This is a genomic window from Achromobacter xylosoxidans, from assembly GCF_014490035.1.
Classification (GTDB): domain Bacteria; phylum Pseudomonadota; class Gammaproteobacteria; order Burkholderiales; family Burkholderiaceae_B; genus Achromobacter; species Achromobacter bronchisepticus_A.
The window spans coordinates 6484613-6497752 of record NZ_CP061008.1; the positions used below are offsets into that span (position 1 = coordinate 6484613).

Below are 13140 nucleotides of genomic sequence, written 5' to 3' on the forward strand. Positions count from 1 at the left end.
GACAACACCACAAGGAGCGAGACATGCCCCCTATCTACGCGCGCGCGCTCAAGCGCGCGGCCTGGCCCGTGCTGGCCCTGTCCTGCCTGGTCTCTGGCACCGCCGGCGCGCAAGGCGCCTATCCCAACCATCCCATTTCACTGGTCGTGCCGTTCGCGGCGGGCGGGCCGACCGATGTGGTGGCGCGCAGCCTGGGCGCGTCCATGTCCAAGACGCTGGGCCAAAGCATCATCATCGAGAACCGCACGGGCGCCGGCGGCACGCTGGCGTCGCAGCACGTGGCGCGCGCCGCGCCCGATGGCTACACCTTCCTGATACACCATAACGGCATGGCCACCGCGCCAGCGCTGTACCGCAAGCTGTCGTTCAACCCGCTGACGGACTTCGCCTATGTCGGCCAGGTGGCCGACGTTCCCATGACGCTGCTGGGCCGCAAGGACCTGCCCGCGGACGGCATGAAGGACTTCATCAAGTACGCCAAGGAGAACGGTAACAAGATCAACCTGGCCAACGCCGGACTGGGCGCGGTGTCGCAGCTCTGCGGCATGCTGCTGCAGGAATCGCTGGGCGTGCAGTTCACCACCGTGCCCTATGCCGGCACGGCGCCGGCGATGACCGCCCTGCTGGGCGGGCAGGTGGACGTGCTGTGCGATCAGACCACCCAAACCATTCCGCAGATCAAGGCCGACCGCGTGAAGCTGTACGGCGTCACCACGCTGGACCGCATCAAGACGCTGCCCGATGCGCCGACCCTGCAGGAGAATGGCCTGAAGGGCTTCGAGGTCAAGGTGTGGCATGGCGTCTACGCGCCCAAGGGCACGCCGCCGGAAGCCGTCGCCAAGTTCAACGAAGCGTTGCGCGCCGCGCTGAAGGACCCCGCCTTCACGCAGAAGATGGCGGAACTGGGCGCCGAGATCGTGCCGGAATCCAAGCAGACCCCGCAGGGCCTGCAGACCTGGCTGCAATCCGAGGTCGACAAATGGGGCGGCATCATCCGCAAGGCGGGGGTGTACGCCGACTGACGGCGCACACCGGGCGCGCGGCCAAAGAAAAGCCCACCCTCTCGGGTGGGCTTGGCCTTTATGGCGGGGCAGCCTGTTACGCCTGCACCGCTAGTTCCTTCCACACCGCCAGCGGCGCTTCCGCGTGGTTCAAGGTGTAGAAATGCAGGCCCGGCGCGCCGTTGTCCAGCAGCGTCTGGCACAGCTCGGTGACCACGTCCACGCCGAAGGCGCGGATGGAGGCCTTGTCGTCGCCGAACTCGGCCAGGCGCAGACGGATCCAGCGCGGCACTTCCGCGCCGCACATTTCCGAGAAGCGCAGCAGCTGCGTGTGGTTCGTGATGGGCATGATGCCCGGCACGATAGGCACGTTCACGCCCTTGGCCTGGGCCCGGTCGACGAAGTCGAAGTAAGCGTCGGCGTTGAAGAAGTATTGCGTGATGGCTGCGTCGGCGCCAGCTTTGACCTTGTTCACGAAATGGTCCAGGTCGGCCGAGGGATTGGCTGCCTGGGGGTGCATTTCGGGATAGGCCGCGACTTCGATGTGGAACCAGTCGCCCGTTTCCTCGCGGATGAACGACACCAGCTCGTTGGCGTAACGCAGTTCGCCCGCATCGCCGCCCATGCCCGAGGGCAGGTCGCCGCGCAGGGCCACCACGCGCCGCACACCGTCGTTCTTGTAGGCCTGGAGGATGTCCCGCAGATCCTGGCGCGTGGCGCCGACGCACGAAAGGTGCGGCGCCGCCTCGCAACCCAGGTTGCGCAGCGTGCGCACGGCGTCCGCCGTGCCGGCGCGGGTGGAACCGCCCGCGCCGAAGGTCACGCTGACGTACTTGGGCTGGATGGCCAGCATCTGCTTGGCCGCGCGCACCATCCGTTCCTGGCCGGCCAGGTCGCGCGGCGGGAAGAATTCCAGACTGAAAGCGGGAGTAGTCGAATCAGACATTAGGGGATCAGCTTCGTGAGCAGGCCAGAGATGATGCTGTACAGGATCGCACCGCCCACGGCCCACCAGAACCCGTTGACCTGGAAGCCCTTCAGCACGGAGCCGACGAACCAGAACAACAAGGCGTTGATGACGATGAGGAAGAGACCGAGAGTGACGATCGTGATCGGCAGCGTCAGCAGCACCAGCACCGGCTTGACCAGCATGTTCACCAGACCCAGCACCAGCGCGGCGATGAGCGCCGATCCGAAGCTGGCCACGGTGATGCCGGGCAGCAGGTAGGCCACGGCCAGCAAGGCCACCGCGTTCAGGATCCAGACGAGTATCAATGCCATGTTCGATCTCCTGTTGTGAGCCCGCCGGCCCTGTCGCGGCGATACGTTCGCGACAGGGGTCCCGCAGACCGGAAAGCCCGCGCCGACATGGCGCGGCACTTGCCTATTTTGCTACAACCATCAATAGCGGTAGTGCTCGGGCTTGTACGGGCCTTGCACCGGCACGTTGATGTAGTCTGCCTGATCCTGGCGCAGGGTCGTGAGCTTCACGCCCAGCTTCTTCAGGTGCAGGCGGGCGACCTTCTCGTCCAGGTGCTTGGGCAGCACGTAGACCTGGCCCGAGGTGTAGGCTTCGTTGCGCGTGAACAGCTCGATCTGGGCGATGGTCTGGTTGGCGAACGAGGACGACATCACGAACGAGGGGTGGCCGGTGGCGCAACCCAGGTTCACCAGGCGGCCCTGGGCCAGCAGGATGATGCGCTTGCCGTCCGGGAAGATGACGTGGTCGACTTGCGGCTTGATCTCTTCCCACTTGCAGTCAGCCAGGCTGGCGACGTCGATTTCGTTGTCGAAGTGGCCGATGTTGCACACGATGGCCTGGTCCTTCATGGCGTTCATGTGCTCACGCGTGATGACGTGGTAGTTGCCGGTGGCGGTGACGAAGATGTCGCCGTGGGCGGCGGCTTCTTCCATGGTCACGACCTTGAAGCCTTCCATGGCGGCCTGCAGGGCGCAGATCGGATCGACTTCGGTGACCCAGACCTGGGCGCGCAGCGCGACCAGCGCCTGGGCGCAGCCCTTGCCGACGTCGCCGTAGCCGGCCACGACGGCAACCTTGCCAGCGACCATCACGTCGGTGGCGCGCTTGATGCCGTCGACCAGCGATTCACGGCAGCCATACAGGTTGTCGAACTTGGACTTGGTGACCGAGTCGTTGACGTTGATGGCGGCAAAGGCCAGCTCGCCCTTTTGCGACATCTGGTACAGGCGATGCACGCCGGTGGTGGTTTCTTCCGTCACGCCCTTGATCAGGGCCAGGCGGGTCGAATACCACTTGGGATCGCGCTTGAGGGTTTCCTTGATGGCGGCGAACAGGATGCGCTCTTCGTCGCTGCCCGGGTTGGCCAGCACCGAGATGTCCTTCTCGGCCTTGGTGCCCAGGTGCAGCATCAAGGTGGCGTCGCCGCCATCGTCGAGGATCATGTTGGCGTTTTCGCCATTGGGCCATTCGAAGATCTTGTGGGTGTACTGCCAGTACTCTTCCAGCGTTTCGCCCTTGACGGCGAAGACCGGGGTGCCCGACGCGGCGATGGCGGCGGCGGCGTGGTCCTGCGTCGAGAAGATGTTGCACGAGGCCCAGCGCACTTCGGCGCCCAGCGCCACCAGCGTTTCGATCAGCACGCCGGTCTGGATGGTCATGTGCAGGCTGCCGGCGATGCGCGCGCCCTTGAGCGGCTGCTTGGCGGCGAATTCCTCGCGGATGGCCATCAGGCCGGGCATTTCGGTTTCGGCGATGGCGAGTTCGCGGCGGCCCCAGCCGGCCAGCGACATGTCGGCGACGAGGTAGTCGGAAAAGGATTTATCGGTCACAGCGTTCATGGTGTGTAGGCTCCACGTGAAATACGAACGGCGCAGGATATGGCCGGACAACGCGAAGGCACCACGAAGGTCGAGTGCTCGCCTTTCCCGCCATATGCGACAAAGGTGAGCGCCGTTGCTGTAGCGCCGCGCAAGGCGCGCCGCTTGAACAAGGATTCCTGAGCCTGGCGAGCCTGGCCCCGCTTGCCGTGCCGGCTGGCGGGAACCGCAGGGTCGTCGCAACGCTCCTCAGGATTGCCGGGCATTGTACCCGGGAACCGTCCGCCAAGGATCAAACCCCTGGCTCCCTGGCGGGCATTTCGCCGCCAGGCCGCCGCGCAAGCACGGCCCCTTCGGGCACGCACGACGCCTGCGCATGCTCCGCGCCGCGGGCGCTCCCGTCCAGCGGCACCAGTGCAGCCAGCAGGGTCGCGGCCACCGAGTCCCAGCTGCGCGTCAGGGCGTGTTCGCGCACCGCATGGCGGTCCAGCGACAGGGCCGAGCGGCAGGCATGGGCCAGGTCTTCGTCCAGGAAACCGGTGACGCCCTGGGTCACCACCGCCAGCGGCGCTTCGCTGCGGAAAGCGGCGACCGGCGTGCCGCAGGCCATGGCCTCCAGCATGACCAGGCCGAAGGTGTCAGTCAGGCTGGGGAAGACGAAGGCGTCGGCCGACCCGTAGAGCGCCGGCAGCGCTTCGTCGTGCCGCATGCCCAGGAAAATCGCGCCGGGAAAGCGCTTCTTCAGCCGCGCCTCATCCGGCCCCGCCCCCACCACCACCTTGCTGCCCGGCAGGTCCAGCGACAGGAAGGCGTCCAGATTCTTCTCGCGCGCCACGCGGCCCACGCTCAGGAATACGGGACGGGGCAGGTCCGGGAAGGCCTGGCCTGCCCCCGGCTGGAACTTGCGCGGATCCACCCCGCGCGACCAGATCTGCAGGTTCCCCAGGCCGCGCCGCGCCAGCACGTCGCGCACCGTGGGCGTAGGCACCAGCACCCGCTGCGAGGGCCGGTGGAACCAGCGCAGATAACGCCAGGGCAAGGCCGCCGGGATGCCCATGCGCGCCTGCAGGTAGTCCGGGAACATGGTGTGGAACGACGTCGTGAAGCGCCAGCCCCGCGCCAGCGCCATACGGCGCGCGGCCAGGCCCAGCGGGCCTTCGGTGGCGATGTGCAGGGCGTCGGGCACGATGTCGCCCAGGATGCGGCGCAATTGCCGGCCGGGCTGCAGACACAGCCGCAGGTCGGGCTCGGAGGGCGCCGGCACGGTGCGGCTGCCCTGCGGGTTCACCACGATCAGCTCGTGGCCCCATTCTCCAAGGATCTGCTGCATGGTCGTCCAGGTGCGGACGACGCCATTGACTTGCGGATGCCAGGCATCCGTGACCAGGACGATGCGCATGATGGAGCCGGAAGTGGGCAATAGCGCGATTTAGCCCGCGCCATGTGACATGCCCAAGACGGCCTGCGCGGCCGCCGGCTAATTGTTGCGGCGGGGATACCCTTGCGCCGTGATGCGCACCCAGACTTCGCGCTTTTCCTCTTCTGTCATGAACACCCAGTTGGCGACTTCCATGGCGGTGCGGCCGCAGCCGCGGCAAATGTCGTCAAACAACGTGGAGCAGACGGCCACGCAGGGCGAATCCGAAGCCTTGAAGGCGCGTTGCGCGTCTTCGGCGTCGGGGAGTTTGGAGAGGTCGACGTGGTGCTGATTCATCGGGCGTAGGTTAACACCCGGAGTGCGTCCCCTTTTGGATGGCCCTATGCCCCGCCCGGACTTGAATACCTGCCCGCGCGCACGGTGCTACACGCGGGCAGCCCTCTATTCGCGCCAGCCGAAAAACTCCCTGGCCTGCGCCAGCAGCGCGTCCGGACATTCTTCCGCCAGATAGTGCGCGCCCGGCAACGGACCGCCGGATACCTCGTCCGCGATCGCGCGCCATAGCGTCAGCACGTCGAAGTTGCGGCCCACGGCGCCGCGCTCGCCCCACAGCGCACGCAATGGCAGGCGCAGGCGTTCGCCGGCCTCCCGGCCGGCGCGGTCGTGCTCCAGGTCCAGCGTGGCGGAAGCGCGGTAGTCCTCGCAGATGCCCGTGGCCCAGCCGGGCAGTTGCGCCGCGCGTTCGTACTCGGCCATGGCCTCAGCGGAAAAATGCGCCAGTCCGCCGGGCCGCCCGCCCATCACGGAACGCAGGTAGAACACCGGGTCGCGCTCGATCATGGTTTCGGGCAGCGGCGCCGGCTGGATCAGCCAGAACCAGTGGTAATAGGCCTGGGCGAAGGCGCGCGTGGTGCCTTCGTACATGTCCAGCGTGGGCGCGATGTCCAGCAGCATCATGCGGCTGACGGCGGCGGGATGGTCCAGCGCCAGCCGGTGCGCCACGCGCGCGCCGCGGTCGTGCGCCAGCACCTCGAAGCGCCGGTGGCCCAGGGCGCGCATCAAATCGACCATGTCGGCCGCCATCGCCCGCTTGGAATAGGCCGCGTGGTCCGGCGACGCGGCCGGCTTGTCGCTATCGCCGTAGCCGCGCAGGTCCGCCGCCACGCACGTGCGGTGGCGCGTCAGTTCCGGCCAGACGCGATGCCAGATGGCGTGGGTCTGGGGATGGCCATGCAGCAGCAGCAGCGGCGGGCCAGCGCCGTCGACGCGGGCTGCGATGTCGATGCCGTTGGCCGCGATGCGGCGCACGGGCAGGTCGAAGAATGCGGTCATATGGCCTCTTGGTTCAGGCGGTCGCGCACACGGCGCGCCAGATCTTTCATCCAGGGATGCCGCGCCCAATGGCCGGCCTCGAAACGCTCCACCTCGTCCAGCCGCTGCAATGATGCGCCCACCATGTCCTGCCCCTGCGCGTACATGCGGCGGTGCCGTTCAGGCAGCGTGAACGCCGCCGTCCAGCCGTCCATGGCGGTGACGCGCCCGGCCGCCACATCGATGCCGACGCGGTTGGTGGCCGTATTGGACACCCTGGCAAGCAAGGCGTCGATCTCGGCCGGCGCCAGGCTGATCAGCAGCAGGCCGTTGTTCACCGCATTGAAGTAGAAGATCTCGCCGAAGCTGGGCGCGATCACCGCGCGGATGCCGAACTGCTGCAAACCCCACACCGCATGCTCGCGGCTGGAGCCGCAGCCGAAGTTCGGCCCCGCCACCACGATGGACGCGCCGGCGTAGGCGGGCTGGTTCAACACGAAATCGGGCCTGGGCGCGCCGCCCGCGTCAAAGCGCAGGTCATGCAGCAGGCCACGGTCCAGCCCTGCCTTGTCGATGATGCGCAGGAACTGCTTGGGCATGATCTGGTCGGTGTCCAGATTGGAAAAAGGCAGCGGCGCGGCGACGCCCTCGATGATTGCGGTCATGCGTGTTGCTCCCAGACGCGGACGTCGACGATGCGGCCGGCCAGCGCGGCGGCGGCGGCCATGGCCGGAGACATCAGGTGCGTGCGGCCCGCGCGCCCCTGCCGGCCTTCGAAATTGCGGTTGGTGGTGGAGGCGCAGCGCTCGCCCGGGCTGAGCACGTCGTCATTCATGGCCAGGCACATGGAACAGCCGGGCTGGCGCCATTCGAAGCCGGCCTCGATCAGTTGCGCCGCGATGCCCTCGGCCTCGGCCTGCGCGCGCACCGCGCCCGATCCGGGCACCACCATGGCCCGCACGCCGGCCGCCACCTTGCGGCCGCGCAACACGGCTGCCGCCGCGCGCAGATCCTCGATGCGTCCGTTGGTGCAGGAGCCGATGAACACGCGGTCTATCGGCACGCCGGCTATCGGCGTGCCCGGCGCGAGGCCGATGTAGTCCATGGCCTTCTCCAGCGCCAGGCGGGCCAGCGCGTCGGGCTCGGCCTGCGGGTCCGGCACCACGCCGTCCACCGGCATGGCCTGGTCCGGGCTGGTGCCCCAGGTGACGAAGGGCGCGATCGCGGCGGCATCCAGCACGTGCTCGGCGTCGAACGCGGCGTCCTCGTCCGAGCGCAGCGTGGCCCAATGGGCGCGCGCCTGCGCCAGCGCCTCGCCTTGCAGTTCGGGCGCATGCGCGGCGATGTAGGCCTCGGTGGTGGCGTCCGGCGCGATCAGCGCGGCGCGGGCGCCGGCTTCCACCGTCATGTTGCACAAGGTCATGCGGGCCTCGGCGGACAGCGCGGCGATGGCCTCGCCGCAGAACTCCACCGCATGCCCGCGCGCGCCTTGCGCGCCGATGCGGTGCACAACGCAGATCACCAGGTCCTTGGCGGTGACACCGGCCGGCAGCGCGCCGTCGACGCGGATGCGCATGTTGCGCGCCACCCGGTACGCCAGCGTCTGCGTGGCCAATATGTGTTCGACCTCGGACGTGCCGATGCCGAAGCCCAGCGCGCCCAGCGCGCCGTAGGTGGTGGTGTGGCTGTCGCCGCACAGCACCACCATGCCCGGCAGCACCATGCCATGCTCAGGCGCGATCACGTGCTCGATCCCTTGCAGCGGATCGGTGGTGTCGAACAACGCGATGCCCTGCGCGTCGCAGTTGCGCTTGAGGTTGAGCGCCTGGCGCGACGAAGCGTCGTCGGCGATCACGCGCAGCGCCGCCGGCACCGGATGCGTGGGGATGATGTGGTCCACCACCGCCATCTGCTGCCCGGGACGCAGCACGCCGCGCCCGCGCGCGGCCAGGCCGCTGAAGGCCTGCGGGCTGGTGTATTCGTTCATGATGTGCAGGTCGACGTAAAGCAGGATGTGCTCGTCGTCGATCCGGGCCACCTCATGGCTGGCCACCAGTTTGTCGTACAGCGTCTTGCCGGGCATGTCTTGCGTCCTTCGTAGTTGGGTCTTGCGGCCCGATCAGTTGGCCTGGATGCCGGCGTCCTTGACGATGCCGGCCCAGCGCGTCATCTCGGCGGCCACCATCGCGTCGGTCTTGGCGGGCGTGGAAATCAGCGGATCGAAGCCTTCGCGGCCCATGCGCTGCTCCAGCTCGGGCGAACGCAAGGCCTGTTCGAGCTTGGCGTTCAGCGTGTCGATCACGGCTTGCGGCGTGCCCGCGGGCGCGCTGATGACGAACCAGGTGTTGAACTCGTAGCCGGGCAGCCCGGACTCGGCGATGGTGGGCACGTCGGGCAAGAGCGGCGAACGCGTGGTGCCGGTCACGCCCAGCGCCTTGAGCTTCTTGCCGTCAACCTGCGGCTTGGCGGCGGACAGCACCGGAAAGCTCATCTGCACCTGGCCGCTGATGGTGTCCACCATGGCGGGGCCGCCGCCCTTGTAAGGCACGTGCAGGATCTGTGTCTTGGACACCGACTTGAACAGTTCCGCGGCCATGTGGAAGGTGCTGCCCGTGCCTGCCGAACCGAAGCTCAGGTCGTTGGCGGGCCTCGCGCGCACATAGGCCAGCAACTCGCTCACATTGGCCACGGGCAACTGGTTGGTCACCGTCAGCACGTGCTGCGACGTCCCTATCGTGCCGACCGAACGCAGGTCCTTGGTCGTGTCGAACGGCATGTTCTGGAACAACGCCGGGTTGATCGCCAGCGACATGGTGTTGACGGCCAGCGTGTAGCCGTTGGGCTCGGCGCGCGCCACCGCGGCCATGCCGATGTTGCCGGAAGCGCCGGCGCGGTTCTCCACCACCACACTCTGCCCCAGGGCGCGGCCCCAGGCATCCGAAATCAGGCGTGCGGCGATGTCCACGCTGCCGCCGGGCGCGAACGGCACGATGAGCGTCACGGCGCGCTGGGGAAAGGCGTCGGCGGCGGCCGGCTGGGTCCAACAGGATGCGGCGATGGCCGCGCATAGAACGCCGGCAGCTTTGTTGATCTTCATTCCTGGTCTCCTCGGTTGGCCGCGCCAGGCGGCTCTGTAGTGGTGAGCCCAGTGTATAAGCCGGTCCGGTTCTTATAATTACTTATCCAGATAAAGCTTTATTAAATTAAGTTTATAAATAAGCGCATGGACGCCCTTTCCGATCTCGCCTTCTTCTCGCTGGTGGTCAAGCACGGCAACCTGTCCGCCGCCGCCCGCGAACTGGGCCTGACCCCGCCCGCGGTCAGTACGCGCCTGGCCAAGCTGGAGCAGCGCCTGGGCGTGCGGCTGCTGAACCGCACCACCCGCCGGGTCAGCGTCACGCAGGAAGGCGAGCTTTATCTGGCAGAAGGCGCACGCATCCTGACGGACCTGGAAGCGCTGGAACGTTCCGTATCGAGCGCCCGCGCCCGTCCCCAGGGGCTGCTGCGGCTGAATGCCACATTCGGCTTTGGCCGCGCCCACATCGTGCCCGCGGTGTCGGACTTCGCCCGCCAGTACCCGGAAGTGGAAGTCCAGATGCGCCTGACCGACAGGCCGCTGAACCTGATCGAAGAAGGCTTCGACGTGGCGGTGCGCTTTGGCGACCTGCCCGATGCGCGCCTGACCGCGCGCAAGATCGCGTCCAACCGGCGGCTGCTGTGCGCGTCGCCGCGCTACCTGGAAATCCATGGCGAGCCGCGCGCGCCGGGCGACCTGCAACGCCACCGCTGCATCGTGGTGCGCGAGAACGACGTGGCCTATGGCACCTGGCGGCTGGAATCGGGCCAACGCGCGGAGACCGTGAAAGTGCGCGGCCCGCTCAGCTCCAACGATGGGCAAAGCGCCCTGGAATGGGCGCTGGACGGCCACGGCATCGTCATGCGTTCAGAATGGGAAACGGCCGAGCACCTGCGCGCCGGCCGTCTGCGCGCGGTGCTGGCCGACTGGCGCACGCCGCCCGCGGACATCCATGCGCTGTATCCCGAACGCCTGAACCTGCCGGCCAAGACGATCGCCTTCGTGGAGTTCCTGTCGCAGCGCTTTGCCCGGCATCTGCGCGCACCAGGTTCGGACGACGCGGTCTGGTGAACCGGTCGCGTCCCGCTCCGGCGCGGCCGCGACGCTACGCGTCCGCCCCCAGCCGCCCGCCGGCGCGCACGATGCCGCAACGCTTGTGCGCCCGCATCACCACGCCGACTTCGCTGTTCAACACGCCGTCCAGCTCGCCCAGGCGGCGCGTCACGACATCCCACAAATGCAGGCTGTCGCGGCACAGCACGTGCCAGAACAGCTGCGACGCGCCGCTGGTGCCGAACAGGCAGCGGGTGTTGGGGTCCAGCGCCAGATGCACGGCCAGCGCGTCCACGGCTTGCGGGCGCACCTGCACCGAAATCACCGCCTCCACCGGAAAGCCGACCAGCGCCGGCTCCACTTCAACGCGGAAACTCAGCGCACGGCGCTCCACCATGTTGTGCAAGAGACGCTGCGCGGTGGGCTCGCTGACGCCGGCATGCTCGGCCAGTTCCGCCAGGCTGGCGCGGCCGTCGCGCATCAGGTAGGCCACCATGCGCTGTTCAGCGTCCGTCAATGCCGCGGGCGGCTGCGCCGCGGCGGGCTCGGCCGCCGCCCCATCGGGCTGGGCCTGGATACGCCACTGGCCGGCGCGGCGGAACGGCCGCAGCACCAGCCGCGCCTCCACGTGCTCCACCCCGTCGATGGACGGCAGCACGCGCGTCACCACGTCCGGCATGTCGGCGGCGTCCGCCAGCGTCAGCTCGGCCATCAGATCGGCCGAACCGGCCAGCGTGACCACCAGCTGGCTCAGGTCCAGCCGCGCCAGCTGGTCCGCCACCTCCGGCACGCGGCCCGACCGGCAGCGCACCCAGGCGTGCAGCACCACGCCGCGTCCGGTAGCCAAGGGATCGGGTTCCGCGATGACACGCAGGGCGTCGGCATCCATCAGGCGCTTGATGCGGCGCGCGACGGTGCGCTCGGGAATGCCGGTGGCGGCGCCCAGCTCGCGCCAGGACGCGCGCGGGTCCGCCTGCAGCGCGATGAGGCAGGCGAGATCGGTGTCGTCCAGCCCCGGAGCTAGGGGCTTACCCTTACTTGACGTGTCCATATTCATTAAATTAACGTTCGCGCATTGATAAAAACACAAAATTAAACGGTCTTTTTGACCAAAAATAAATTCTTATTTGAGGTTTTCATGAGCAGCACTTCAGCGCCCCTGCGCAAGCCGCAGGGGGCAGCCGCCTCGGCCGGCACCGCGCCCGTCTCCCGCTCGCGCACCATTCTGGCCGGTAGTGTAGGCAATGCCGTCGAATGGTTCGACTGGACCATCTACGCGTCCTTCGCCATCTTCTTCTCCAGCCAGTTCTTCCCCGAAGGCAACGAAACCACGGCCCTGCTGGCGACCTTCGGCATTTTCGCCGTGGGCTTCTTCATGCGCCCGGTGGGCGGCTGGCTGCTGGGCATCTTCTCCGACCGCTACGGCCGCAAGGCCGCGCTGGGCCTGACCATCCTGATGATGGCCGGCGGCTCGCTGATCATCGCCGTCACCCCCACCTACGCCTCCATCGGCCTGGCCGCTCCGCTGCTGCTGACCGCTGCGCGCCTCTTGCAAGGCCTGTCGCTGGGCGGAGAGTATGCCTCGGCCACGACCTTCCTGGCGGAAATGGCGCCGCCCAACAAACGCGGCTTTTACTCCAGCTTCGTGTTCTTCAGCGCCGCCGTGGGCATCCTGGCCGCCTCGGCCATCGGCTGGGTGCTGACCTCGACCTTGACCAAGGCCGAGATGGCCGCATGGGGTTGGCGCATCCCGTTCTTCCTGGGCGCCTTGGGCGGCCTGGCCGGCATGTGGATCCGGCGCTCCATCCCGGAAACCGAAGCGTTCTCGCACGCCAAGAAGGCCGGCGTCGAAAAGCAGCCGCTGCGCACCCTGCTGCGCGACCACCCGCGTGAAGTGCTGCGCATCGTGGGCTTTTCCATCCTGACCACGTTCGCGTTCTACATCTTCGTGGCCTACGTACCCACCTACGCCATCCGCCAGGTGCATGCCGACCCGAAGACCGCGTTCGCCGCAAACACCGTCGCGCTGATCGTATTCATGCTGGTGCAGCCGCTGTTCGGCATCCTGTCCGACCGCATCGGCCGCAAGCCGCAGCTGATCTTCTTCGCCGCCGGCTACCTGGTGTTCTTCTACCCGCTGATGACCACGCTGGGCCCGTCGTTCGGTTCGATCCTGGCGGTGGAGCTGTTCGGCCTGGTGCTGTATGCCATGTACACCTCGATTGCGCCGGCCATCATGTCGGAACAGTTCCCCACCAGCGTGCGCGCCGTCGGCATCGGTACGCCGTACAACCTGGTCGTCGCCTTGCTGGGCGGCACCACGCCCTATCTGCTGACCTGGCTGCAGAGCAAGGGCATGGAGCGCTGGTTCTTCTACTACGTGCTGGCGGGCGCCGTGATCACCCTGATCACCTTCATCCGCATGCCAGAAACCAAGGGCCAGAGCCTGAAGTAAGCAGAGAGAACGAACGTCACGCACCAGCGCTTTCCGGTTCCCGCAGGACCGGAAAGCTTTTTCTTTT

At 67.5% G+C, this 13140-nt stretch carries 13 protein-coding genes and 1 riboswitch; of the genes, 3 read left to right on the forward strand and 10 right to left on the reverse strand.

Translation table 11 applies throughout. The features are described from left to right. Window positions 1–23 precede the first annotated feature (23 nt). Entirely contained in the window at window positions 24–1022 is a 999-nt protein-coding gene (locus IAG39_RS30120; RefSeq protein ID WP_118933257.1) for a tripartite tricarboxylate transporter substrate-binding protein, read from the forward strand. A gap of 76 nt (window positions 1023–1098) precedes the next feature. On the opposite strand, the gene metF is transcribed toward IAG39_RS30120, so the two are convergent. From metF to IAG39_RS30165, 9 genes are all read right to left on the reverse strand, one after another. Beyond that, a complete protein-coding gene (gene metF / locus IAG39_RS30125; RefSeq protein WP_059374132.1) occupies window positions 1099–1947 on the reverse strand; it encodes a methylenetetrahydrofolate reductase [NAD(P)H] in 849 nt (282 codons plus the stop codon). Continuing rightward, a complete protein-coding gene (locus IAG39_RS30130; protein WP_006389784.1) occupies window positions 1947–2282 on the reverse strand; it encodes a phage holin family protein in 336 nt (111 codons plus the stop codon). The genes metF and IAG39_RS30130 overlap by 1 nt, the downstream gene beginning before the upstream one ends. A gap of 120 nt (window positions 2283–2402) precedes the next feature. Next, entirely contained in the window at window positions 2403–3821 is a 1419-nt protein-coding gene (ahcY, locus tag IAG39_RS30135; protein WP_059374131.1) for an adenosylhomocysteinase, read from the reverse strand. Between the two features lie 100 nt (window positions 3822–3921). Beyond that, a riboswitch (S-adenosyl-L-homocysteine riboswitch) is annotated at window positions 3922–4057 on the reverse strand. 35 nt (window positions 4058–4092) lie between these two features. Further along, window positions 4093–5199 carry a glycosyltransferase family 4 protein gene (locus IAG39_RS30140; RefSeq protein WP_118933263.1) on the reverse strand — a complete coding sequence of 369 codons (1107 nt, stop codon included), beginning with the start codon at window positions 5197–5199 and terminating at the stop codon, window positions 4093–4095. A gap of 78 nt (window positions 5200–5277) precedes the next feature. Next, window positions 5278–5514, reverse strand: coding sequence for a DUF1289 domain-containing protein (locus IAG39_RS30145; RefSeq protein ID WP_054457003.1), 237 nt, complete (start codon window positions 5512–5514; stop codon window positions 5278–5280). A 105-nt stretch (window positions 5515–5619) separates the two neighbouring features. Then, complete coding sequence (locus tag IAG39_RS30150) at window positions 5620–6510, reverse strand: alpha/beta fold hydrolase (RefSeq protein WP_118933258.1); 891 nt, start codon at window positions 6508–6510, stop codon at window positions 5620–5622. Beyond that, on the reverse strand, window positions 6507–7154 hold the full coding sequence (gene leuD, locus IAG39_RS30155; protein ID WP_059374129.1) for a 3-isopropylmalate dehydratase small subunit: 648 nt from the start codon (window positions 7152–7154) through the stop codon (window positions 6507–6509). The genes IAG39_RS30150 and leuD overlap by 4 nt, the downstream gene beginning before the upstream one ends. Then, complete coding sequence (gene leuC / locus IAG39_RS30160; RefSeq protein ID WP_118933259.1) at window positions 7151–8572, reverse strand: 3-isopropylmalate dehydratase large subunit; 1422 nt, start codon at window positions 8570–8572, stop codon at window positions 7151–7153. The genes leuD and leuC overlap by 4 nt, the downstream gene beginning before the upstream one ends. A 36-nt stretch (window positions 8573–8608) precedes the next feature. Then, on the reverse strand, window positions 8609–9586 hold the full coding sequence (locus tag IAG39_RS30165; RefSeq protein WP_118933260.1) for a tripartite tricarboxylate transporter substrate binding protein: 978 nt from the start codon (window positions 9584–9586) through the stop codon (window positions 8609–8611). A 126-nt stretch (window positions 9587–9712) separates the two neighbouring features. Here IAG39_RS30165 and IAG39_RS30170 point away from each other — a divergent pair, with 126 nt between their 5' ends. Continuing rightward, window positions 9713–10636, forward strand: coding sequence for a LysR family transcriptional regulator (locus IAG39_RS30170; RefSeq protein ID WP_118933261.1), 924 nt, complete (start codon window positions 9713–9715; stop codon window positions 10634–10636). Between the two features lie 34 nt (window positions 10637–10670). Here IAG39_RS30170 and IAG39_RS30175 read toward each other — a convergent pair whose 3' ends face one another. Then, window positions 10671–11675, reverse strand: coding sequence for an Lrp/AsnC family transcriptional regulator (locus IAG39_RS30175; protein WP_118933262.1), 1005 nt, complete (start codon window positions 11673–11675; stop codon window positions 10671–10673). Between the two features lie 81 nt (window positions 11676–11756). On the opposite strand from IAG39_RS30175, the gene IAG39_RS30180 reads away from it, so the two are divergent. Then, a complete protein-coding gene (locus tag IAG39_RS30180) occupies window positions 11757–13073 on the forward strand; it encodes an MFS transporter (RefSeq protein ID WP_059374124.1) in 1317 nt (438 codons plus the stop codon). Window positions 13074–13140 lie beyond the last annotated feature (67 nt).